This window comes from Rhodococcus sp. IEGM 1318, assembly GCF_033142465.1.
GTDB lineage: Bacteria > Actinomycetota > Actinomycetes > Mycobacteriales > Mycobacteriaceae > Rhodococcus_F > Rhodococcus_F qingshengii_B.
The window spans coordinates 624,594-646,666 of sequence record NZ_JAWLSC010000002.1; the positions used below are offsets into that span (position 1 = coordinate 624,594).

At 62.5% G+C, this 22,073-nt stretch carries 23 protein-coding genes; 9 read left to right on the plus strand and 14 right to left on the minus strand.

Going from position 1 to position 22,073, the window contains the following annotated elements:
• The first annotated feature begins 60 nt into the window (after positions 1 to 60).
• From R4P65_RS07295 to R4P65_RS07305, 3 genes are all read left to right on the plus strand, one after another.
• Complete coding sequence (locus tag R4P65_RS07295) at positions 61 to 552, plus strand: Lrp/AsnC family transcriptional regulator (protein ID WP_317825992.1); 492 nt, start codon at positions 61 to 63, stop codon at positions 550 to 552.
• Between the two features lie 183 nt (positions 553 to 735).
• Positions 736 to 1,050, plus strand: coding sequence for a hypothetical protein (locus tag R4P65_RS07300; protein ID WP_139120551.1), 315 nt, complete (start codon positions 736 to 738; stop codon positions 1,048 to 1,050).
• Between the two features lie 34 nt (positions 1,051 to 1,084).
• On the plus strand, positions 1,085 to 2,041 hold the full coding sequence (locus R4P65_RS07305) for a phosphotransferase enzyme family protein (protein WP_317825993.1): 957 nt from the start codon (positions 1,085 to 1,087) through the stop codon (positions 2,039 to 2,041).
• Between the two features lie 48 nt (positions 2,042 to 2,089).
• Here R4P65_RS07305 and R4P65_RS07310 read toward each other — a convergent pair whose 3' ends face one another.
• From R4P65_RS07310 to R4P65_RS07330, 5 genes are all read right to left on the minus strand, one after another.
• Positions 2,090 to 2,716 carry an MBL fold metallo-hydrolase gene (locus R4P65_RS07310; protein WP_230817361.1) on the minus strand — a complete coding sequence of 209 codons (627 nt, stop codon included), beginning with the start codon at positions 2,714 to 2,716 and terminating at the stop codon, positions 2,090 to 2,092.
• Entirely contained in the window at positions 2,713 to 3,801 is a 1,089-nt protein-coding gene (locus R4P65_RS07315; RefSeq protein WP_007730860.1) for an S-(hydroxymethyl)mycothiol dehydrogenase, read from the minus strand. The genes R4P65_RS07310 and R4P65_RS07315 overlap by 4 nt, the downstream gene beginning before the upstream one ends.
• Positions 3,802 to 3,949: 148 nt before the next feature.
• Positions 3,950 to 5,212, minus strand: coding sequence for a response regulator transcription factor family protein (locus R4P65_RS07320; RefSeq protein ID WP_317825994.1), 1,263 nt, complete (start codon positions 5,210 to 5,212; stop codon positions 3,950 to 3,952).
• Positions 5,213 to 5,234: 22 nt separating this feature from the next.
• Positions 5,235 to 6,404, minus strand: coding sequence for a DUF4185 domain-containing protein (locus R4P65_RS07325; protein ID WP_317825995.1), 1,170 nt, complete (start codon positions 6,402 to 6,404; stop codon positions 5,235 to 5,237).
• A gap of 119 nt (positions 6,405 to 6,523) precedes the next feature.
• Complete coding sequence (locus R4P65_RS07330; RefSeq protein WP_317825996.1) at positions 6,524 to 7,228, minus strand: type 1 glutamine amidotransferase; 705 nt, start codon at positions 7,226 to 7,228, stop codon at positions 6,524 to 6,526.
• A gap of 131 nt (positions 7,229 to 7,359) precedes the next feature.
• Here R4P65_RS07330 and R4P65_RS07335 point away from each other — a divergent pair, with 131 nt between their 5' ends.
• The 6 genes from R4P65_RS07335 (at position 7,360) to R4P65_RS07360 (ending at position 12,681) form a co-directional block, all read left to right on the plus strand.
• On the plus strand, positions 7,360 to 7,863 hold the full coding sequence (locus R4P65_RS07335; RefSeq protein WP_317825997.1) for a PASTA domain-containing protein: 504 nt from the start codon (positions 7,360 to 7,362) through the stop codon (positions 7,861 to 7,863).
• A 129-nt stretch (positions 7,864 to 7,992) separates the two neighbouring features.
• The gene (locus R4P65_RS07340) at positions 7,993 to 8,766 is read left to right on the plus strand and encodes an aspartate/glutamate racemase family protein (protein ID WP_317825998.1); all 774 of its coding nucleotides are present in this window, start codon (positions 7,993 to 7,995) and stop codon (positions 8,764 to 8,766) included.
• Between the two features lie 26 nt (positions 8,767 to 8,792).
• Positions 8,793 to 9,476 carry a GntR family transcriptional regulator gene (locus tag R4P65_RS07345; RefSeq protein ID WP_317825999.1) on the plus strand — a complete coding sequence of 228 codons (684 nt, stop codon included), beginning with the start codon at positions 8,793 to 8,795 and terminating at the stop codon, positions 9,474 to 9,476.
• A gap of 61 nt (positions 9,477 to 9,537) precedes the next feature.
• Positions 9,538 to 9,915 (plus strand): metalloregulator ArsR/SmtB family transcription factor, encoded by a 378-nt coding sequence (locus R4P65_RS07350; protein ID WP_317826000.1) that lies wholly within the window; start codon positions 9,538 to 9,540, stop codon positions 9,913 to 9,915.
• A complete protein-coding gene (locus R4P65_RS07355) occupies positions 9,912 to 10,508 on the plus strand; it encodes an SRPBCC domain-containing protein (protein WP_317826001.1) in 597 nt (198 codons plus the stop codon). The genes R4P65_RS07350 and R4P65_RS07355 overlap by 4 nt, the downstream gene beginning before the upstream one ends.
• 133 nt (positions 10,509 to 10,641) lie before the next feature.
• Positions 10,642 to 12,681, plus strand: coding sequence for a YhgE/Pip domain-containing protein (locus R4P65_RS07360; protein WP_317826002.1), 2,040 nt, complete (start codon positions 10,642 to 10,644; stop codon positions 12,679 to 12,681).
• Between the two features lie 6 nt (positions 12,682 to 12,687).
• On the opposite strand, the gene R4P65_RS07365 is transcribed toward R4P65_RS07360, so the two are convergent.
• The 9 genes from R4P65_RS07365 to R4P65_RS07405 form a co-directional block, all read right to left on the minus strand.
• Positions 12,688 to 13,887, minus strand: coding sequence for a DUF4185 domain-containing protein (locus R4P65_RS07365; protein ID WP_317826003.1), 1,200 nt, complete (start codon positions 13,885 to 13,887; stop codon positions 12,688 to 12,690).
• Between the two features lie 173 nt (positions 13,888 to 14,060).
• A complete protein-coding gene (locus R4P65_RS07370; protein WP_020909426.1) occupies positions 14,061 to 14,846 on the minus strand; it encodes a RhlG family 3-oxoacyl-ACP reductase in 786 nt (261 codons plus the stop codon).
• Positions 14,843 to 16,042 carry an acetyl-CoA C-acyltransferase gene (locus R4P65_RS07375; RefSeq protein ID WP_317826004.1) on the minus strand — a complete coding sequence of 400 codons (1,200 nt, stop codon included), beginning with the start codon at positions 16,040 to 16,042 and terminating at the stop codon, positions 14,843 to 14,845. The genes R4P65_RS07370 and R4P65_RS07375 overlap by 4 nt, the downstream gene beginning before the upstream one ends.
• A gap of 79 nt (positions 16,043 to 16,121) precedes the next feature.
• Positions 16,122 to 17,105: an NADPH:quinone oxidoreductase family protein gene (locus R4P65_RS07380; RefSeq protein WP_003943088.1), complete on the minus strand. Its 984-nt coding sequence runs from the start codon at positions 17,103 to 17,105 to the stop codon at positions 16,122 to 16,124.
• 31 nt (positions 17,106 to 17,136) lie between these two features.
• Positions 17,137 to 18,234 carry an acyl-CoA dehydrogenase family protein gene (locus R4P65_RS07385; protein WP_317826005.1) on the minus strand — a complete coding sequence of 366 codons (1,098 nt, stop codon included), beginning with the start codon at positions 18,232 to 18,234 and terminating at the stop codon, positions 17,137 to 17,139.
• On the minus strand, positions 18,231 to 19,424 hold the full coding sequence (locus tag R4P65_RS07390) for an acyl-CoA dehydrogenase family protein (RefSeq protein WP_317826006.1): 1,194 nt from the start codon (positions 19,422 to 19,424) through the stop codon (positions 18,231 to 18,233). The genes R4P65_RS07385 and R4P65_RS07390 overlap by 4 nt, the downstream gene beginning before the upstream one ends.
• A 34-nt stretch (positions 19,425 to 19,458) precedes the next feature.
• Positions 19,459 to 20,217, minus strand: a complete 759-nt coding sequence (fabG, locus tag R4P65_RS07395; RefSeq protein ID WP_317826007.1) for a 3-oxoacyl-ACP reductase FabG — start codon at positions 20,215 to 20,217, stop codon at positions 19,459 to 19,461.
• Between the two features lie 46 nt (positions 20,218 to 20,263).
• Positions 20,264 to 21,298, minus strand: coding sequence for a phosphotransferase family protein (locus tag R4P65_RS07400; RefSeq protein ID WP_317826008.1), 1,035 nt, complete (start codon positions 21,296 to 21,298; stop codon positions 20,264 to 20,266).
• A complete protein-coding gene (locus R4P65_RS07405; RefSeq protein WP_317826009.1) occupies positions 21,291 to 22,073 on the minus strand; it encodes an SDR family oxidoreductase in 783 nt (260 codons plus the stop codon). Before R4P65_RS07405 ends, R4P65_RS07400 begins: the two co-directional genes overlap by 8 nt.

The window sequence follows — 22,073 nt, forward strand, 5'->3', positions numbered from 1 at the left end:
ATCATCGACGGGCGCGGTCAATAGATGCTGAATATTTTCGCGACGGCAGGGAGAAATCGGATGATAAATGCGATCGAACGGGCAGCTGCCGCAGCTCGGCCGAATCATGTTCGGCTCGACGAAGTCGATACAGCGATTCTCCGCGAACTCGTCCGGGATGCGCGCATCCCCAACAATGCACTCGCAGAGAAGGTCGGGATAGCGCCGTCGACCGCTCTGGCGCGGATGCGCGCTCTACGCGAATCGGGCGTCATCAAGGGGTTTCATGCAGACATCGACCTCGAGCTACTCGGCCTCGAGATCTCGGCGATGGTGTCGATTCTGATTCACTCCCACGCCAGGAGCCGGATGACGGAAATTGCCGAGCACCTGAGCGGACTGGATTCCGTTCAGCGAGTGTTCCTGATGAGTGGGGACCGTGATCTCCTGGTGCACGTGTCGTGTGAATCCCCCACTCGGCTTCGCGATTTCGTCAGCGCACACCTCAACGATCCGGCTATCGCCAATACCCAGACCAACCTGATCTTCAGCGAACTGAGTCAAGGCGGCTGAACTGCAGCTGTCGCCAAGGCCGATTCGGTGTACTCTCGTAACCTTCGTCTCCGGACGGAGTACGCGGAGCGCTGATCAATGTCGGAACACAAGCAAATGCAACCCCCGGACTACCACCGATGCCTCGAAACGGTGTTCTCCTCACCCGCCGCATGCCGCGAGATACTGGAAAGACTGTCCAAGATGACGGAGGCAGAAGTCCAATCGCGATGGTCGCCGTGGGTTGACCAGGAACCCCCACCCTTCGGTTCGCATGTCAAGGATCAAGTACCCGCAGAGGTGCAGTTGGCGGCGCTACAAGTCACATACGATTCCCATCGAAAGTCGACTATGGCGCTGTGGCGCCAGTTGTCGGACATCATGGGCATCCCCGTCATGCAGGAAAGCCTCGTCGAACTCATCTGGAGTGTGCGTATGACGATCGAGCGGCTCAACAACCGAATCGAGATGCTCGAAAACGCAGCTACACAATCGGGCAAACCTGCTCCTGACGCATGAGATGACTGTGTTCATCCCACTAAAGTCGGACAGCATGTTGCCACTCGGGTTGTCCATGCTCTGGGAGTCGGTGGAGCCGGAAGCCGCTCTGGAGGAGCGATTCGGATTCAACAGCTTTGGCGCAGCCACCCATTGGGTCTCGGCGGTACTCGAGCAGACTTGGGGGTTGACGGCCCTCGAGTGCTCGCGAATGGCGATCAGTGACCAGAACGCGATTGTGTGGGTTGCGAGCGACCGAGGTGGGCTGGTGGTGAAGTGGTCGCGCGCCACAGAGCGCTTCGTGAACCTGGAGGCGTCGACGCGCCTGCTGAGCGCACTCGCCGGGCAGGGTGCGCCCGTTCCGTCGCCAATCACTTCCCTGAACGGATTGGACCGGGAAACACTGGAAGGGCCTTCGTGCGCAGTGTCATACACCGTACTGCCGGAGTTGGCGGGAGATTGGTTGGACGTGCAGGACCACGCGGCGGTCCGTTCGGCAGGAGCATGTCTGGCAGAAATACACCGAACGCTCGGCGCCACCCATGTCGACGGATCGGTTTTCTCGTCGCGCAGCACCGGGTTGATGGAGCGCATCGGTGGTTGGCTCGAGAATTTCGACCGCGGGTTCGCGCCTGAGGCAACGCGTAGGCTCGTGGACCTCCTTGCGCGTGCGTCCGAGCTAGATGACCAAACACAACTGGTACACAACGACTTCCGTGCAGCCAACATCTTGACTCGAAACTCTCGGACCACCGGAGTACTCGACTTCGACGACGTGGTGATCGACCACCGGGTGAGCGACCTGGCCAAGGCAAGCGTCTATCTGGGCACCCTGTTCACCGATTGGCGACCGACACCGATCGCGGTACGGCAGAGCCTCCGCGCCGGCTACGAATCTGTACGTCCCCTCAGCCGATCCGAGACAGAATGGTTCGAGATCCTCGAACTGTGGCACGGCCTGATGGCGATCCCGGGTGAGAACGACACCGCCGGTTGGGCATCAGCATTGTGACAAAAGTGGGGACGCCGGTACCGGCGTCCCCACTTTGTTCCGATCACATCAGGAACCGGCGCGGATCCATTCTTCGAGATGCGGCGCCTCAGTGCCGATCGTGGTCCCGTCGCCGTGACCGGTGTGGACCTTGGTCTCGGCGGGGAGCGCGAAAAGCTTGTCGCGAATCGATCCGATGATGGTCGGGAAATCGGAGTACGACCGCCCGGTTGCCCCGGGACCACCGGAGAACAAGGTGTCGCCGCTGAACAATTCGCCGGCCTCCGGCAGGTAGAGGCAGGTCGACCCCGGCGAATGACCGGGTGTGTGGATTGCCAGAATATCCGTGCCCGCCACAGCAATACGCTGATCATCTTCCAAGCTCAGATGCCTCACCCCGGGGTGAGTCATCTCCCAGAGGACATCGTCGGCCGGGTTCAGGTAGATAGGAGCGTCGAGTTTCTCGGCCAGCTCCGGCGCAACGGTGACGTGATCGTTGTGGCCGTGGGTGCAGACGATTCCGATCACCTTGCGTCCACCGACAGCGTCGATGATCGGCTGCGCGGTGTGAGCTGCGTCGACGATCACCACTTCGTTGTCGTCACCGATCAGCCAGATGTTGTTGTCGACGTCCCACGTTCCGCCGTCGAGGCTGAACGTGCCCGAGGTGACGACGCGATCGACACGCAATGTCACAGGACCACCACCGAACGAAGGACCTCGCCGCGGTGCATCGTCTCGAAGGCCTTCTCCACCTCGTCGAGCTTGATGCGCTCACTGACGAACTTCTCGAGCGGCAGACGCCCCTGCTGGTACAGGTCGACCAGAACGGGGAAGTCACGCTCGGGCAGGCAATCGCCGTACCACGACGACTTGAGGGCTCCGCCGCGCGAGAAGAAGTCCACCAGCGGCATTTCCAGCTTCATGTCCGGCGTCGGAACACCCACCAGCACTACAGTTCCCGCGAGGTCGCGGGCGTAGAACGCCTGCTTCCAGGTCTCCGGGCGACCGACTGCGTCGACAACCACGTCGGCACCGAAACCTCCGGTCAGCTCCTGGACTGCCTCGACGACGTCGTCGACCTCGGTGGCATTGATCGTGTGCGTGGCACCAAGTTCCGTCGCCCACTCCAGCTTTCGCGGATCCCGGTCGATGGCGATGATGGTATTGGCACCGGCCAGGCGTGAACCCATGATCGCTGCGTCGCCGACACCACCACACCCGATCACGGCCACTGAATCACCGCGTCCGACGTTGCCGGTGTTCATCGCGGCACCCATGCCGGCCATGACACCGCAACCGAGCAGTCCGACCACAGCCGGATCGGCCGAGGCGTCGACCTTGGTGCACTGGCCTTCGTGAACCAGCGTCTTGTCTGCGAATGCGCCGATACCGAGTGCCGGCGTCAGTTCGGTACCGTCTTCGAGCGTCATCTTCTGCTCGGCGTTGAACGTGTCGAAGCAGTACTGCGGGCGGCCACGCTTACACGCACGACACTGCCCGCAGACTGCACGCCAGTTGAGGACGACGAAGTCGCCCACCTCGACGTGAGTGACACCGGGGCCGACGCTCTCGACGATGCCCGACGCCTCGTGTCCGAGCAGGAACGGGTACTCGTCGTTGATTCCGCCGTCGCGGTAGGTCAGGTCGGTGTGGCACACACCGCACGCTGCAATGGCGACCACTACCTCGTTGGCACCGGGATCGGGAATCGTGATGGGGACGATTTCGACGGGGGCACCCTTGGATCGGGCGATGACGCCGCGTACCTGCTGTGGCATGGCTTTGCTCCTGGCTTCGTGCGATTGAGGACGTGTCGTCACATGGCGCCGTGTTTTCACATTGCGATATGTGCACTCGTTCAAAGGTTAGCCCGAAGCAGGTGCCCGCAACCCTGGTCGAACTGACTGACCGACCTGGCCGAAAGGACTAGGGTGCAGGCTTCACGCCGGCCTCCGCGCCCGCGGCGGCCGCCGCACCCCGACTCTCGACGCCCAATTTCCGCAGGACCCCGGCAACATGAAACTTGACTGTGCTCTCGCTGACGCCGAGGCGCTCCGAGATCGCCTTGTTTCGTCGTCCGGCCACCAGATGCTCGAGTACCTCGAACTCCCGCGGAGCCAGTTCGGTGAGGACGTCGCGGTTCGGTAGGGCGACGGGGGCGTCGAGCGGGATGGTTGCGCTGATCCGGTTCCCCCACCCGGGCGTCGACTCGGATTCGACGGTTCCACCCAAAGTCTCTACCCTCGAACGTAATTGGCGTTCCACGTCAACCACGTCGGCTTCACCACCGCCGTCGTCGCGAATGTCGATCGAGAGTGAAGCCGCGTCGAGCGTCCAGGCCACCCGGATTCGCGAGAGCGTCTGCTGATCCGACAATGCCAGCACCGCGCCGCGGACGACCGCGCGGGCGCCGTGCGCCACTTCGCCGGGTAACCCACGCCCGTCGACGGGCGGCTCCACCAACTCCAATGCGATTTCCCGATGCTTGAGCAGCGAACGCAATTCCCCACGCATCCGGGCAAAAGCCGTGGTGGTCGACTCCTCGGCCAACTCGCGGTGCACGTCAACGGCTGAACGCAGGCCGATCAGAGCCGAGGCCGCAGTCTCCCTTGCCGAGGTTCGCGCACGTGTGTCGTCGAGATCCGCCGAGCGCAGCGTCGCCAGCATCGTCTCGAGGGTGGCCGCATGCACCTCGGTCATCTCCGCGACGGTGCGTGCTCGCTCGGATGACGCTGCCCGCGATTCGGCCAGGTATGCCGGGCTCGCGTTCCGCACCTGGAGCTGAATTCCGGTTGCAGTCACCGCGAACAGTGCCTGGATCAATTCGAGGGATGCTGTCTTCACCGGTACGGGGTGCGGTGTCAAAACGAGAAGCGTATCGGTTCGATCAAGCATCGCAAGTACTTCACGGTCCCGGCCGGCGATAGCGCATTTTCCCCGAAAGATCTGTCCGACAGTGAGATCCGTACGGATACGGTCGAGTTCGGCGATGGTCACACGATCGACGACGGCTGGATCCCCAGCGACCTTGCGCGGCCTACCGGTGCATTCACGGGTGAAGATCACCAGGGAAATGTGCGGCGCCATGTCCGCGATCAACGTCGAAAATCGTCGGCCGATTTCGGGTAGCGGCCCTACCAATACATCGCGAAGGGCGGTGATCAGTAGCGCGCTGTCGGTGGTGCTCACCGTTCAACGATAACCATCCGCTTCACTGGTTCAGCGTGGTCTTCATGAGCATCACGTTGTAGTCGGACCAGGTGGTGGCGAGAAAGTAGAGGTCCTGCCCCTGCGACCAGGGGTGCATGTACGCGCCGTAGAGGCCCGGAACCTCGTCGGTGCCGATCACTACGTCGGGTGCACTCCACGGGCCGGTCAGATCCGACGCCGTCCGCAGCACCAGCGCTCCCCACTCGTTGGAGTACATCGCGACGAACTTGCCGAGATAGTTGTTGTACTGCACCGACAGTTCGCTGACATCCCCGTCGAGAACTACTGCAGCGGCAGCGGGATTGTTGGGGACCCATGCTTTTCCGTCCCAGTATTCGTACGCCGCGACGTCCGCGATGGAGGCTTCCTTGACCCGCGAAAGGCGCCCCTCGCCGAAACGTCCCGCGGGGGTACCGAAGTTGTAGACGTAACCACCGTCTTTGACAAAGGAACCCATCTGGAAGTTGTCGTTACCCGTCAACGGCAGATTGGGCCGGGACGAGGCCGGTTCGACCTGCCAGGTCTCACCGTTGTCGTGCGAGGACGCGATCTGCGAGAAGTTGGTGACCCACTCGCCCGACCCTCCCCACGAGCGGATCGACATGTAATTGACGTATTGAACGCCACCCACCGAGATACCCGTCGTCGGAATGCTGCTGGTTTCGACACCGGTGACTTTCAGACTTCCGATGATCTCGCGCGAGTGATTCGGCCGGTCGGTCGGCGAGGAGTCGATGTTCATGCCGTCGGACAGATTTCCGTCCGAGCTACGGAACAGGACGTTGCTGCGCCAGTCACCGACCACCCCGGAACACAGGGGGTCAGATCCGATGCCGACGGTGTCACCGAAGGCTGTCAGGACCTGACCTGCGCCGTTGTCCCACATGATGCCGAGATCCGTGCCGAGAACATTGAAACGCTCGACGGTTTGGTTGGGGCTGAGCGCGCCCGTGATGTACTCGACCGCCGAGGTGCGGCCCTGCAATTCCGGAAGTTTCCCGTCCGTTCCGTTGAGCCAGGGAATCGGATTGGTCGGCCCACCTGATTGATCCAAGCTGCCGGTGACGTTGCAATCCCACGGGGATGCATGAGCCTGGGTCGCCCCCAAGACCGCGGTCGACGCGAGTACACACGTCACTGCTGCTGTCGATATCTTCCGCATCCGGCGCATCGCTCCCCTTTCGCGGGGGAGATCCGGACTCTACGAGGTGTCTTGCTCGACCGGATCGGTTCATCCACCCACGACAACACAAGGTAACAGGTAAATCGGTCAATCAGGACAAAACGGCCTTATTCAACAGAGATCGATTTCAACCACTTCTCCATCACGGCTGCGGCAATCTCGAGCCCCTGCGACTCGGCAGCACCCAACTGCTCCATGAAGATGCGCGGACCGTCCACTCCCAACGAAGCATGCAGCGAATCGCGGTACTCGGCCAGTTCCATCCATTCACGCGCCACCTCGGACGACGCTTCGAGGTGAAACTGAACGGCGTAGCTCTGCTTGTACCGGAATACTTGATTCGGAAACTTGGCAGAACCGGCGAGCCGCACCGCGCCATTCGGGATATCGAAAGTGTCCGAATGCCATTGCATCGCAGGAAAAGTAAAGGGAAGGCCTCCCCACACCGAATCTTGCCGCCCCTCGGCTGTCAAGGTGATCTCCTCGACTCCGACTTCGGGCACTGCGCCCGTATAGACGCGAGCCCCCAGCGCTGCGGCGAGCAATTGCGAACCCAGACACACTCCCCACACCGGGACGTCGTTCTCGACCAGATCGCGAATGTACTCGATCTCGGACGTCAGCCACTCGACCTCGCCTTGATCGCCGACGCCCATCGGCCCACCCATCACGATCACGGCGTCGAACCGTCGGTGATCAGGAAGCGGGTCGGTTCCCAGAAGAACGGTCTGCACATCTCCGTAGCTCTCCAGGACGGGCGAATACGCCGCTGGGGGTTCGCACTGCGCGTGTCGTAGTTCCAGAAAATGCATGTAGGCAATTCCTCTCGAATCCGGTGCCGAAAGCCTATGGTTCTATTCGACATAAGGCACATCGACGGCGTCGGATGTGCTCTGCGCTCGAATCTCCGCTTTCATCGCCCCTTTACTGACAAGGAACGTCTGTGCGCGCACCACACCTCTTTTCGACATCGATTCGCCCGTCCTCAACTGCCGTTCGCATCGGACTCAGCGCATTCGCCTTGGCGTCACTTGCCGCGTGCTCAGGAACAAGCACCGACAGCGAGGCCGAATCAACATCCACCGCGACCACCACTGCAACCTCGACAACTCAACCCACGACGACTCAGGCTCCATTGACCACCTCGGTGGCCGGTACGACGAATTCTCCACTGGCCACGACCCCAGTCGCCGCGGAAGTGACGCCCGCTGCAGCTCCCGCGATCATGCCCAACGTCGTGTGCATGAATCTTCAAGACGCGCAGGACACCATTCAGTCGGCCGGAGTCTTCTTCTCCAGAAGTGCTGACGCAACTGGCGCTGGTCGACGCCAACTGGTCGATTCCAACTGGATTGTTGTCGATCAGACACCCTCTGCCGGAAGTCCTTTCGGGGAAATCGAAGCCGTGCTCTCGGCCGTGAAGATCGGCGAACCGAACCCTTGCTGATCGACTGAGTTTTCGAACTTGGCAATTCCGGGAACGCTGCGCCTTACTTGACAACTACCTCCGATCTCCTTCACTGTAGTCAACATTACGAGTATCCAATATATTGGATGCGAAAGGTTGGATTGCAACATGAAGGTGCAGAGCGCCAACTCTCCGGCGGCCATGAGCGAACCTGTCATCGGAATACTCGGAGGCATGGGGCCCGCCGCTACTGCTGACTTCTACTCCAAACTCGTTGCGCTGACACCAGGTTCGACGGATCAGGAGCACCCCAAAGTTGTCATCTGGGCCGATCCCACCGTTCCCGACCGGACATTGGCACTCACCGAGAACGGCCCTGACCCCACTCCGTGGCTGATCCGCGGTGCGCGCGTTCTCCGAGAGTCGGGCGCGACGACGCTCGCCATCCCATGCAATACCGCCCACGCCTTCCTGCCCGCCATCTCGTCCCAACTGGGACTTCCCGTAGTCCACATGATCGACGAAGTCGCTCGGCACATCCGGACGCTCTCACCCGCCGTCACATCCGTCGGACTATTGGCCACCACGGGGACGGTCCGCACCGGGTTGTATCAACAATGGCTGTCGGAATACTCGATCGACGTCCTGGTGCCAGGACCTGCGATCCAGGACGAACTGGTGATGCCGGCGATCCGAGCAATCAAGAGCGGCAACGTCGGAGACGAGACCACCGACAAGCTCGTCAGGGCCGCTGATCTTCTCGTCGAAGCGGGCGCGCAGGTCGTCGTGGCCGGATGCACCGAGATTCCGCTCGGACTGCCCGCCGACGCCACAACCTGTCAGATCATCGATCCGGCAACAATTCTCGCCCGCGCTCTGCTCCGGCGGGTTGCGGATGCCCGGAGACACCCTTCGATGGTCGTTTCGGGCTGCCTGCAGTAGGGAGGCTGCCGAGTACGATATCCAGTATGTTGCGTGGCGGTAAACCGGTTGAGCGAGCACGAATGAGCGACATCGCTCTCGAACGCATTCGCGAGGCGATCGTCACCGGTGAACTGGCGCCGGGCTCGAAGATCAAGGACAGCGAACTCGCCGAGTATCTGGGACTGAGCAGAACTCCGGTCCGCGAAGCGCTCGCAAGGCTGGTCGACACCGGACTCGTGGAAGCGAAACCCGGTGCGTACACGCGCATCACCACCCTCGACCGCGGCGACGTCGAGGCAACACTCGCAGTCATCGAAGCTCTCGACCAACTGGCCGTCGTCACCGCTGTACCGAACCTCACCGACGAGATGATTGGGGCGATGCGCTCCGCCAACAAAGACTTCGCCGCTGCCGTCAAGCAAAACGACATAGGCCGAGCCCTGACCGCAGACGATCGCCTACACAGCGTCATCATCGATGCTGCGGCAAATCCGCTGTTGAAGAAGCTGATTCACCAGGTTCACCCACAAATTCACCGCATCTACTACCGCAAGTTCTCGAGCCTCCTCGGGAGCCAGGACTCCGTCGATCATCACAACAGGCTGATCAAGCTGTGCGCAGACCACGATGCCGAGGCGGCAGCGACGCTGTCAGCCGAACATCGACGCCATCTCGGCGGGCTGATCGGCGAACTTTTCGACGCCGACGAGTTCGCGCTCTCGGACTGACCTAGTCCGGGGACAAGTTTCGGCGCTTGCCTATATTGGCCATTGCCGATATAAATGACTGGTGCATGCATTCGACGTTCTCGGAGACCCAGTGCGGCGACGAATCATGGAACTCCTGTCCGGCGGCGAGCGCTCGGCGGGGCAGATCGCCGAAGTCGTGGCAGCGGAGTTCGGAATCTCGCAACCGACCGCGTCCGGACACCTGCGAGTACTCCGAGAAAACGGATTCGCCACCGTCCGCTGCGAAGGCACCAGGCGTCTCTATGCCGTCGAGCCCGCGCCATTGCAAGAAGTGGACCAATGGCTCGACGGATTCCGGCAGTTCTGGAGCGGCCCTCTCGACGCATTGGCCACAGAACTCGCACGCGGGAAACGACGCGGCTCGAAGCGGAGCAAATCTTCACAATCGAATTCTTCCGACGAAGGAGACTCACAATGACCGAGATCGCGAACCAGGACACCAGCCTCACCGCGGTGGAGCGGAGCATGGGTAACCGCGACATCGCAGAAGGTTCGGCTCGAACTGCCGTACTCAAGCGCCGCTACAACGCGTCGGTCGACGACGTCTGGGACGCCATCACAAACCCTGACCGCGTCAACCGCTTCTTCCTCCCGGTGAGCGGAGACTTCCAGGTAGGCGGCTCTTACGCCTTCGAAGGCCAGGCAAGTGGCGAGATCCTGGCCTGCGACGCCCCACACCTGCTGCGACTGCAGTGGACACCGCCCGGCGATCGTGGATACAGCGATCAGGTCGAGATCCGGCTGACTGCCGACGGCCTAGACACCACCTGGCTCGAGTTGGAGCACGCCTCCGTAGCCGATGTCTTCCGCAACGACCCGGACACCGGCTGCTACGGCGTCGGAACCGGCTGGGAAGGCCCACTTCACTACCTGGGCGAATACTTGCGCGGCACTCTCCCTGATGCGCCGAGCACCGAGTGGTACACCTTCGACGAAGCAGAGGAACTTCGTCTGGCCAACTTCCGAGGGTGGGAGTGGGCAAAGATCGAGGCAGAGCACGGCGGCCGATAACGCCCAATTCTTCGAAAACGGTCACAGGATGGCCGTTAGCTTTGTATCGTGACCGAGCTGGACGTATGTCCAGCAGTTTTGGTGGCTTCCTTTCGTGCCACAACTGCTTCGGTCCACGAGAAGAGAGCTCCACATGGCGCCACAACCCGTAGTCGACAACGCGGCCACGACGCGACGTACGCACATCATCCGGACGGTTCTCGCTGTCCTCGTCATCGCACCGCTGTCGATTGCGGCGTTCTACATGTGGGCACTGTGGGATCCGGGCGACACGGTCAACCGCTTGCCCGTCGCCATCGTCAACGCCGATGCCGGCACAGAACTCGACGGAACACGTCTGCAAGCCGGCGATGAAGTTGTTGCCGCGCTCGTCGAGAGCGGAGACGTTGCATGGAAGGTCGTCTCGGAACAGGAAGCCGCCGACGGCGTCAACGACGGCACCTTTTACTTCTCGGTCGTCATTCCGAAGACTTTCAGCGCGGATGTGGCCAGTGCCGCATCGGGTTCGGGCCGCAAGGCCGAACTCGACGTCTTGTACAACGATTACAACAGTCTGGTCGCCGGCCCGGTCGGTGAAAGCATCATCGCTCAGGTGCGCTCGGCGGTCTCCGAGTCGATCGGCGAGCAGTCCATCGACCAGGTGCTGGTCGGGTTGGGTGAACTCGGAACAGGATTCGGTGAAGCAGCCGCTGGCGCGCAACAGCTGTCCGACGGATCCTCCGAAGCGCTTGCCGGAACCAACGAGCTCTACGCCGGAAGCAAGGAACTCGCCACCGGCATGGGCGAAGCAAATCAGGGCGGCAAGGAGCTGGCCGCCGGAGCCAGCGAGCTGGCTGCTGGAGCGAACGAAGCTGCTGCAGGCTCGGGCGAGCTGAGCAGCGGACTCAACCAGTTGGTCGGGGGAACCGACGAACTCGGCGCTGGAGCCCGTCAGATCAGCGAAGTGGTCGACATGGTCACCACCCCGGTACTCGACCTCGCGGGGTCCTCGGACGCCGTCGTCGGTCAGATCGACGCCCTCACGTCGATGCTTCGAAACTCGGCCGATCCGGTCTCCGCCGGACTCGTCGAGGCCCTGGGTGGACTGCGGGCCTCCCTGACCGCGCAACCGTCGGACGACGACGTGATCGGTCAGCTCGGTCAGCTTCGCGACGGTGCGCGGGAGATCTCGCGGCAGCTCACCGATCCGAGCAGCGACTACCGTGGCGGGCTTCTTGCCGCGGCGGCCGGTGCGGGTGAACTCAACACGGGGCTAGGCCAACTGTCCGACGGCGCAGGCCAACTCGCCACCGGCACTCAGGAACTCTCCACCGGCCTCGGGCAGTTGGATACCGGAAGTATTGCGCTCCGTGACGGCCTCGGCCAGCTCGCGGCGGGCGTCGGCGAGCTCGACGCGGGTAGCGCGGAACTCGCCACCGGTTTGTCCGACGGTGCCGCCCAGGTGCCGCAGTTCTCGGACGACGAGCGCGCCACCACGGCCAATCTGCTCTCTTCCCCGGTTGCCGTCGATGCGCGGAACAACTATCCCGCAGCCGGTTTCGGGCCGGGAGCCGTCCCTGCCGTGATCTCGGTGGCACTGTTCCTGTGCGGAATTCTCACGTGGTTCGTCGTCCGTCCACGACGCGGACGTTCACTGAACTCGCACACCAGCGTGGTGCGTGAGGGGCTGCGCCGCTACCGCATTCCCGCCCTGGTCACCTTGGTCGCGGCGCTCGTGTTGTCGGTGGTGTCACTGACCGTGGCAAACGTCGAACCACCTAGTGTTCTGGCGATGATCGCAGTGATGATCCTGGTGGGTGCCGCCGCGGTCAGCTCGGGCAGGCTCTTCACCGTTGTGTTCGGAGCCGTCAACGGAACCTTCATCGCTTTGGGTGCCTTGATGATTCAGATCTTCGCCTTCGGCGCGGTGTACCCCATCGAACAGATGCCGACGGTGCTGCAGTGGCTGCACGCTCTGATGCCACTCACGTGGGCGCGCAACGCCATGCGCATGGTCCTTGTCGGATACTACGGCCCGAAATTCTGGGTGGCGGTAATCGCTCTGGCTGCCTTGGTGATCGGAGCCGTCCTGTTCACCATCTGGTGGCGACGGCGACAAGAACCGCCGACAGAAGCCGACGACGACGCGCCGATCACCGAGGAGATCGTGTATCTCCAGCAAACGCAAGCGTGAGTCGGATCAGCGAACGAGCGTCGTACGCATCAACATGACGTTGTAGTCGGCCCACGTGGTGGCAAGGAAATACAGATCCGAACCACTGGACCACGGGTGGATGTATGCAGCGTAGATACCGGGAACCTCGACCAGATTGACCAGTGTTTCCGGTGCCGTCCACGGACCGACCGGACTGGGAGCGGTTCGCATCACGATCGAACTGAACGCGTCGGCGTACATCGCGACGAACTTGCCGAGGAACTCGTTGTACTGAACGGAGACCTCACCGATGCGGCCGTCCATGACGGGTACGGCCGCAGCGGGATCGGCGCGGATCCAGCCGTTTCCGTTCCAGTACTCGTAGGCGGAAAGATCGAGGATCGAATCCTCGCGCACGCGAGAAAGTCGAACCTCGCCGGATCGTCCCGCGGGGGTTCCGTAGTTGTAGACGAACCCGCCGTCCTTCACCATCGAGCTCATCTGAAAGTTCTCACTACCGGCAACAGGACCGACACCGGCGGGAAGAACACCACCGATGTTGGGGCGCAGCGTTTCCGGATGCGTGGTCCACGTTTCGCCGTTGTCCGAGGAAGTGGCAATCTGTGAGTAGTTCGTGCTCCACTGCCCGGCCTCGCCCCAGCTACGCACCGACATGTAGCTCAGATACTGCACACCGTTCATCGCAATGCCGCTGGTGGGGATACTGGACGCCTCGACGCCCGGAACCTTCAGACCGGCGATGACCTCGCTTGCCTGACCGGCGCCGTCCATCGGCGCACTGTCGATGCGCATACCGTCGGCCAGCACCCGATCCGAGCTGCGGAAGAGTACATTGCTTCGCCACTCGCCCACCAAACCGTCGCAGGCGGGGTTGCGACTGAGCCCGGTGGTGTCACCGAAAGCGGTCAGAATCTGACCGGCACCGTTGTCCCACATGATGCCCAGATCCGTGCCCAGAACATTGAAGCGATCGACCGTCTTGTTGAGACTGTATGTCCCGGTAACTTTTTCGATCGCGGTAGTACGCCCGGACAGGCCCGGCAACCCTCCGGTGTTGCCGTTGAGCCACGGCGCCGCATTGGCCGGCCCTCCGCTACTGCCGACACCACTCACTCCGACGCATCCCGGAGCTGCCGTCGCCGGCGAAGCCACCGCCGTGACTGCAGCAGTCGCCAAAGCAGCAACTACCCCGAACACCCCCAACGATCTCCCCGCGCGAAACATGACTCCCCCAAGGCCGGGATTGTTGGTGTTGTCGTCGTCGTTCCCCCCGAACCTCGGACAATTTAGCAACCGCAGTCACAGATAACCCAATCAGACAAAGGCACGAAAAGGCCTGAAAGTCATAGCAGTTCGGACTTTCAGGCCTTTTCGGACAGAGGAGATCAATCAGTAGGTCAGCGCGCTCCGCTCGCACCGCCGTCGAGTGGAATCACCGCGCCGGTCAGGTAAGCCCCGGCACGTGAAGCAAGGAAGATGGCAAGACCTGCAGCATCCTGGGGAGTTCCGACCCGGCCCAACGGGACCGAGTCCGCCACAGCCTTTGCACTCTGCTCGTCCTCGAGGAGGAATGCCATCATCTTCGACGGGAACGGGCCCGGCGCAATGGCATTGACCGTGATCTGTTCCCCCGCAAGCGTTGCCGCGAGCTTGCGCGTCAACATGTGCACCGCAGCCTTACTGGCTCCGTACGAGAAGTTCTCCGAACCCGACACCACGAGTCCGTCGATCGATCCGATATTGATCACGCGCGCGGGATCTTCCGCAGTGGCCGCAGAACGCAACTGCGGCAACAGCTTCTGTGTCAAGAGGAAGATTGCCTTGACATTGATGTCGAAAATCTTGTCGAAGCCGGCAGCCGGAAAATCGTCGACGGGAGCTCCCCACGTGGCACCGGCGTTGTTGACCAGTACGTCGAGCGTCGGCGAAATCTCGGCGACCTTCGCAGCGAGGCTCTCGATCCCCTCGTCCGTGGACAGATCGGCCGGATGCGAGATGCAGGTGCCGAACTCCGAAAGCTCTCGCGCGGCTTCGTCACAGGCTTCGGCTTTTCGGGCCGAAATGACGACCGTCGCTCCGCCTTCGACAAATCCACGAGCGATCATGTATCCGATGCCGCGTGATCCACCGGTGACCACAACGGTCTTGCCACTGACGTCGAACAGTCCCTCGATCAAGCTCATGCGACCTCGAAAAGCCCGGCAGCACCCATGCCGCCGCCGATGCACATGGTCACCACCACGAGCTTGGCTCCGCGCCGTTTTCCTTCAAGAAGAGCATGGCCGACCAGACGAGCACCCGTCATTCCGTACGGATGGCCGACGGAGATACCGCCGCCGTCGACGTTGTACTTCTCGGGATCGATCCCGAGCTTGTCGCGGCAGTACAGGGCCTGAGAGGCGAAGGCCTCGTTGAGTTCCCAGAGATCGATGTCGTCGACCTTCAGTCCGTGAAGATCCAGCAGACGGGGAATCGCGAACACCGGTCCGATGCCCATCTCGTCGGGAGCGCAACCCGCGACAGCCATGCCACGGTAGATACCGAGAGGAACCAACCCACGGCGTTCCGCCTCGCCTGCCTCCATCAGCACCGACGCCGAAGCGCCGTCGGAGAGCTGAGACGAGTTGCCCGCAGTGATGGAGGAATGCGCACTGACAGTCCCGTCGGCCAGAACCGGTCGCAGACTCGACAGCCCTTCCAACGTGGTGGAAGGGCGGTTGCCTTCGTCCCGGGTCAGCGTCACGGACTCGCTGCGGATCTCACCCGTCTCCTTGTCCTGCACCTGCTTGATCGAGGGCAGCGGGACGATTTCGAGATCGAACCGACCTGCGTTCTGAGCTGCTGCGGTCCGCTGCTGCGAGACGAGCGCGAACTCGTCCTGCTGCTCGCGGGTCACTCCGTAGCGCTCGGCGACGATCTCGGCCGTGTGCAGCATCGGCATGTAGATCGACGGCTTGTTTTCCTTCAGCCACGGATCAGCCGCGCGGAAGTTGTTCATATGATCGTTCTGGACCAACGAGATCGATTCGACTCCGCCGCCGACCGCGATCTGCATTCCGTCGTCCACGATCTGCTTTGCTGCGGTCGCGATGGCCATGAGCCCGGACGAGCACTGGCGATCGATCGTCATTCCTGAAACCGAGTCCGGAAGCCCCGCCCGCAGCACCGCTTGCCGTGCGACGTTGCCGCCGGAAGATCCCTGCTGCAACGCGGCGCCGAGAATGACGTCCTCGACCTCGCCGCCCTCGAGGCCCGCGCGCTGAACTGCATTCGAAATGGCATGTGCAGCAAGCTCTTGAGCCTGAGTGTTGTTGAACGCGCCGCGGTACGCCTTACCGATCGGGGTACGGGCGGTGGAAACGATGACAGCTTGCCTCATCGGGGAAACCTTTCGTCGAACACGAAGTGCTGTGCGCCTTTATTAACCGCCGGGGTCAATAAAGGCGCACAGCAGAGGATCAGGGCTGGAACACGACACGACCGACAGTGGTGCCGTCGCCGAGGCGGCCGATACCGTCGGCCACGTCCGTCAACGACAGCCGCTCACTGATCAGGGGTTTGACCAGACCGGCATCGGCGAGCCTGGTGAGCTCGACGTGGCAATCGTCGATGGCCTGCTGGTTGTAGGCCTTGTACAGCCCCCAGTGCAGACCGATGATCGAATAGTTCTTGATGAGAGCATGATTGAGTGCCGGCTGCGGAATCGTCCCACCCGCGAAACCGATGATGACGATCCGTCCCTCGAAGGCGATGCACTTCGTGGACTTCGCGTATGCGTCACCGCCGACCGGATCGAAGACGACATCGGCGCCCTTACCACCGGTGAACTCCTTGACCGCTGCCACAAAGTCCTCACTGTGACGGTCGACCACGAGGTCTGCGCCCAGCTTGCGCGCGTACTCTGCCTTGTCCGGGCCGCCGACGACACCGATCACCTTGGCGCCTGCCGCCTTGCCGAGTTGCACTGCCGCACTACCGACACCACCCGCAGCGGCGTGGACCAACAACGTCTCACCCTCGAGCAGTTGGGTGCGACGATGCAGAGCGAACCACGCTGTCTGATAGCCGATGCTCAGAGCGGATGCTTCCGCGTCGTCGAGAGCCGACGGCGCCGGGAACGTGTTGTTCTGATCCAGTACCGAGTACTCGGCGAATCCGCCGGACGGCAGACTCGGGTTACCGATCACCCGGTCCCCCACCGCGAACTTGGTCACCGATTCACCGACCGAGACCACTTCACCACACAGTTCGACGCCGGGGGTGAAGGGCAGCGGCGGCTTGATCTGGTACTCACCCCGGCACATGAGGACGTCGGGGAAGTTGGCCGGAGCCGCCAGCACCTTGACCAACATCTCCGTCGCATTAGGGGTGGGATCCGCGGTCTCCTCCAACGCGAGCACATCGCGGGGTTGACCGAGTTCGTTGACGCGCCAAGCCTTCACAGCAATTCTCCAGACAGATAGTGGGTGAAATTCAGGACGAGATCGGGAGGTCGACCAACTCGGCGAGACGTGCCCGATGCTGATACGCGGTTCCCAGCGACAACTGATCGCTCTTCGCCCGCTTGAGGTACAGGTGCGCCGGATACTCCCACGTCATTCCGATACCACCGTGGAGTTGGACGCATTCCTCGGCAGCGTGAACAGCGACGCCGCTGCAGAATGCCTGGGCCACCGTCGCTGCGATCCCCGCATCGTCGTCGCCGCGTGCATAGGTGTCCGCCGCGTATCGTGCTGCCGCACCCGAAGAACTGACTTCGAGCCAGAGATCGGCGAGGCGGTGCTTGATCGCCTGGTACGAACCGATCGCGCGGCCGAACTGCTTGCGCTCCTTCACATACGCGAGAGTCGTTTCGAGGCACCACTGAGCCACAGCGAACTGTTCGGACGCCAGAAGTGCGCTTCCGCAGAGCAACGCTTCCTCAACCGCCTGCGCCGCATTGCCGCTGTCGACCCGGACCGACGACGACCCCGAGAACTCGACGTCCGCCAATCGGCGCGTCATGTCCAGGGACAGAACCGGCGTGACGGTAGCGTCGGCGATCCGAACGGTGTGCAGCTCCAGGCCGCTCTCACCGGCAACCGGAACAACAAGAACATCGGACTCGGCGACGCCGGCAACCGTCGTGACGCTGCCGACGAGTCCACTCGCCGTTACCTCGACAGTAGGTGTGAAAGTTCCTGGTGCAGTGGACAACGGGACGACCAGAGCAGCCGTCGAATCCCCCGCTGCCAATTGACCGAGCACCTCGGTCTCGCCGGCCTTCAGCAACGCCGTCGTCGCCAGCACCGCGCTGGTGAAGAACGGAACGGGAGCGACCGCACGTCCGATCTCCTCCATCACGACCGCCGCCTCACGCGTCGACGCACCAGCCCCGCCCAGTTCCTCGGGTACCAGCAGTCCCGCCAAACCGAGTTCCGACGCCAGCGACTTCCACAGCCCGGTGAAGTCGGCGGACACGTCGTCGTACGCCGTGACCACGGTGTCGGCGCCGGCCCGCTCGCTCAGCAGTCGTCTGACGCTGGCTCGCAGATCTTGTTCGGTCTCGGAGTACAGCAGATCTGCGCTCATCGGGGTAGGTCCTTCCAGGCGATGTCCTTGTCGACGCGATGCTCGGGTGGCAAGCCGAGTACACGTTCTGCGATGACGTTGCGCAGGATCTCCGACGTTCCGCCCTCGATCGAATTGCCCTTGGCTCGCAGGTACCGGTATCCGGGTTCACGCCCGGTGAAGTCGACGGAATCCGGTCGACGCAGCGTCCAGTCGTCGTAACGCAGACCGGCTTCGCCGTGCAACTCGAGGTCGAAACCCGAAATCTGCTGGGCCAAACCGGCAAACGCGAGCTTCATTCCCGAGCCTTCGGGGCCGGGCTGTCCGGCGGCGAGCTGCTGGCGCAGTCGCTCACCGGTCAGACGCGCGACTTCGGATTCGGTCCAGAGCCGCATCAACTCGTCATGCATCGCCGGGTTACGCAGCTCGGGCTCGTCGCGCCAGGCTTGTGCGACTTTTCCGATCATGCCGCCCTCACGCGGCGCGCCCGAACCGATGGCAACACGCTCGTTGTTCAGGGTGGTGGTCGCAACCTTCCACCCTTGGCCTTCGGCTCCGAGGCGATTGGCGTCCGGAATCCTGACGTCCGTGAGGAATACCTCGTTGAATTCGGCCTCGCCGGTGATCTGACGGAGCGGCCGGACGTCGACGCCCGGGTCGGTCATGTCGCAGATGAAGTAGCTCAGACCCGCGTGCTTCGAGCGTGACGGATCGGTTCTGGCCACGAGAATCGCCAGCTGCGCGTTCTGCGCGCCCGACGTCCACACCTTCTGCCCGTTGACTATCCAGTCGTCGCCGTCGCGGACAGCGCGGGTGGAGACGGCCGCGAGGTCCGAACCTGCGCCCGGTTCACTGAACAGCTGGCAGTAAACCGTCTCCGCAGTCCACAACGGGCGCAGGAACTTCTGCTTCTGCTCCTCGGTACCGAAGGCAGCGATGGTCGGTGCTGCCATGCCCAGTCCGATCCCGTTCTTGCCGGTGGCCGGGCCGGGTGCACCGGCAGCCTCCAGCTGAGCGTTCACCTGCCGCTGAAAGCTCTGCGGTACACCGAGTCCCCCATGACCTTCGGGGAAATGAACCCACGCCAGTCCGGCGTCGAATCGTGCGCCGAGGAAATCCGATACCGACACACCGTTCGGATCGTTCTCCGCGAGAAGCGTGTTCACCTTGTCGGTGAGGTCACGCGATACTGCCTCTTCGTCGAAAGCCATGCCCATTCCTTCGGTTCGAGCGGTGAGCGGACGGTCAGTCCTTGGGTCCACCGGCAACGTAGACGACCTGACCGGAAACGAAGCCTGCGCCTTCACTGACGAAGAACGACGCGGTGTGCGCGATGTCCTCGGGCTGACCGACACGGTTGACCGGAATCTGCGAAGCGGCAGCGGTCTTGAAGTCCTCGAAGCCGACTCCCATTCGCTCTGCCGTTGCGGCGGTCATCTCGGTTTCGATGAAACCGGGAGCAATGGCGTTGGCGGTGACGCCGAACTTGCCCAATTCGAAGGCCAATGTCTTGGTGAATCCCTGCATGCCGGCCTTCGCTGCGGAGTAGTTGACCTGTCCGCGATTACCGAGCGCGGACGTGCTCGAGAGGTTCACGATGCGGCCGAACTTCGCTTCCACCATGTACTTCTGCACCGCACGCGACATGAGGAACGCTCCACGCAGGTGGACGTTCATCACCGAATCCCACTCGGCGACGCTCATCTTGAACAGAAGGTTGTCGCGTGTGATTCCGGCATTGTTGATCAGCACGGTAGGTGCACCCAGTTCTGCCGCGACACGATCCACCGCTGCAGCGACCGAAGACTCGTCGGAGACGTCAGCGCCGACGGCCAAGCCCTGGCCGCCTGCAGCCTTGATCGCATCGACGGTTCCGGCACACGCCGCTTCGTCGAGGTCGAGCACGGCGACGGCAAAACCGTCTTCCGACAGTCGCTTCGCCACTGCCGCACCGATTCCGCGTGCTGCACCCGTGACAATTGCGGTTCTACGTTCCTGGCTCACTGGCCCTCCATAATTTTCGTGATTCGACGGACACCGGACGATCTCGTCAGATCCCGGCCTGATCTGCAATTTCCCTGGCTTTGGCGACCAAGGCGTCAATACGTTCCACGGTGGGAGTTCCGCTCTCGGCGGCATTCTGAGGTTCGTCGCGGGCGCGACGCATCACGCCCTCGGCGATCACGGCGATCTTCCACAGTCCCAACGTGTGCCAGAACTTCAGCGCAGCAGGATCCCGTCCGGTGGCCTCGAGGTAGATCCGGGAGATCTCCTCTCGCGAAGGGAATCCGGGGAGCGCCGACGCCGGAAAATCGCCGCCGGTATTCTCACCGGCCGCCGGCCAGTACGCCAACAAGCTTCCGACATCCGCCAACGGATCACCGAGAGTGCACAGTTCCCAGTCGAGGGCCGCGACAACTTCGCCGTTCTCAGCGGAGGTGATCACATTGCGTAGGTGAAAGTCGCCGTGCACCAACGTGGTTTCCGTGTGATCCGGCTGAGCCGCAATGAGTCGTCGGGTGAGATCGTCCAGATCAGGACATTCCCGCGTCTTCGACTGTTCCCACTGCCCACCCCAACGCTTCAGCTGCCGCGCAGCGTAGGGCTTGTGGCTTGCCAAGTCGCCGAGACCTGCCTGCTTCAGATCCACGGCGTGAATCTTCGCCAGCGTCTGAGCCAGCGAGATTCCGATTGCCCGGCGACGCTCTTCCGACAACGCCTCCGCAAGAGGCATCCGGTCCACCACTTCGCCGTCCACGAATTCCATGAGAAGCAGCGGAACTTCGGTGACGGCCGGATCCTCGGTCAACCCGAATACCCGCGGCGAAGGCACATCCGTGGATTCGAGAGCGCTCAGGATTCGAGCCTCACGCGCCACGTCGTGAGCCGAGGCCAGAAGGTGACCGAGCGGTGGGCGTCGTAGAACCCAGCGATTGCCAGCCTCATCACGCACCAGGTACGTGAGATTCGACTGCCCCAGGCCGATTCGATCGAAGGACAGCGGCCCGGTGAAGTCGATCCCCAGGCCTGCTATCCACCCGGTAACCGCCTCGGTATCGAGTCCCACTACTTTGACGCTAGCCACCGACGGACGCCCCTTGCCGGAACGGGAGTGCGTCGCCCAACAACTGGCCACCGTCGATGGTCATGATCTCGCCGGTGATCCACTGGGCTGCATCGGAAACCAGGAAGGCAATGGCAGCGGCCACGTCCTCGGGTTCACCGATGCGTCCGAGAGCGGTCGACGCCGACACCGCATCTTCATGTTCCTTCCACAGAGCTTCGGCGAGTTTGGTTCTCACCACTCCTGGAGCGACCGCGTTGACACGGATCTTCGGTGACAGTTCGAGCGCCAACTGCTTGGTGATGTGGATCAGAGCAGCCTTCGACGCGTTGTACGTACCGATCCCGGCCTCGAACGCCATGCCGCCGATCGAGGCGGTGTTGACCACGGAACCACCGTGCTCGCCCATCCAGGCCCGCGCTGCCAGGCCTGTCCACAGGACTGGAGCCCACACGTTGACGTCGAAGGTCTTGGCGAAGCGCGAGTGATCCTGGTTGATGATCGGCCCGAACGACGGGTTGGTGCCCGCGTTGTTCACCAAGATGTCGAGACTGCCGAAACGCTCGATCGTCTGCTCGACGCACTTGCGGGCAGCATCCTCGTCCGTCGCGTGAGCGCCGACGCCGATCGCGTTGCCCAACACCTGTGCGGCAGCCGCATCTGCGGATTCCTGCGAGCGCGAAGTCAGTACGACGTTTCCGCCCGCCGCCGCAATCGCCTGCGCGGTCGCGAGGCCGATGCCCCGCGATGCGCCTGTGACGATTGCCGTCTTACCTGTGAGATCCAGTCCTGCCAT

Coding starts and splice junctions, on each gene's coding strand:
- R4P65_RS07360 (WP_317826002.1), top strand. CDS start 10,642: ATGGCGCCACAACCCGTAGTCGACAACGCGGCCACGACGCGACGTACG.
- R4P65_RS07305 (WP_317825993.1), top strand. CDS start 1,085: ATGTTGCCACTCGGGTTGTCCATGCTCTGGGAGTCGGTGGAGCCGGAA.
- R4P65_RS07385 (WP_317826005.1), bottom strand. CDS start 18,234: ATGAGCGCAGATCTGCTGTACTCCGAGACCGAACAAGATCTGCGAGCC.
- R4P65_RS07375 (WP_317826004.1), bottom strand. CDS start 16,042: ATGAGGCAAGCTGTCATCGTTTCCACCGCCCGTACCCCGATCGGTAAG.
- R4P65_RS07365 (WP_317826003.1), bottom strand. CDS start 13,887: ATGTTTCGCGCGGGGAGATCGTTGGGGGTGTTCGGGGTAGTTGCTGCT.
- R4P65_RS07295 (WP_317825992.1), top strand. CDS start 61: ATGATAAATGCGATCGAACGGGCAGCTGCCGCAGCTCGGCCGAATCAT.
- R4P65_RS07370 (WP_020909426.1), bottom strand. CDS start 14,846: ATGAGCTTGATCGAGGGACTGTTCGACGTCAGTGGCAAGACCGTTGTG.
- R4P65_RS07345 (WP_317825999.1), top strand. CDS start 8,793: ATGTTGCGTGGCGGTAAACCGGTTGAGCGAGCACGAATGAGCGACATC.
- R4P65_RS07315 (WP_007730860.1), bottom strand. CDS start 3,801: ATGCCACAGCAGGTACGCGGCGTCATCGCCCGATCCAAGGGTGCCCCC.
- R4P65_RS07330 (WP_317825996.1), bottom strand. CDS start 7,228: ATGCATTTTCTGGAACTACGACACGCGCAGTGCGAACCCCCAGCGGCG.
- R4P65_RS07405 (WP_317826009.1), bottom strand. CDS start 22,073: ATGGCAGGACTGGATCTCACAGGTAAGACGGCAATCGTCACAGGCGCA.
- R4P65_RS07325 (WP_317825995.1), bottom strand. CDS start 6,404: ATGCGCCGGATGCGGAAGATATCGACAGCAGCAGTGACGTGTGTACTC.
- R4P65_RS07340 (WP_317825998.1), top strand. CDS start 7,993: ATGAAGGTGCAGAGCGCCAACTCTCCGGCGGCCATGAGCGAACCTGTC.
- R4P65_RS07300 (WP_139120551.1), top strand. CDS start 736: ATGACGGAGGCAGAAGTCCAATCGCGATGGTCGCCGTGGGTTGACCAG.
- R4P65_RS07390 (WP_317826006.1), bottom strand. CDS start 19,424: ATGGCTTTCGACGAAGAGGCAGTATCGCGTGACCTCACCGACAAGGTG.
- R4P65_RS07355 (WP_317826001.1), top strand. CDS start 9,912: ATGACCGAGATCGCGAACCAGGACACCAGCCTCACCGCGGTGGAGCGG.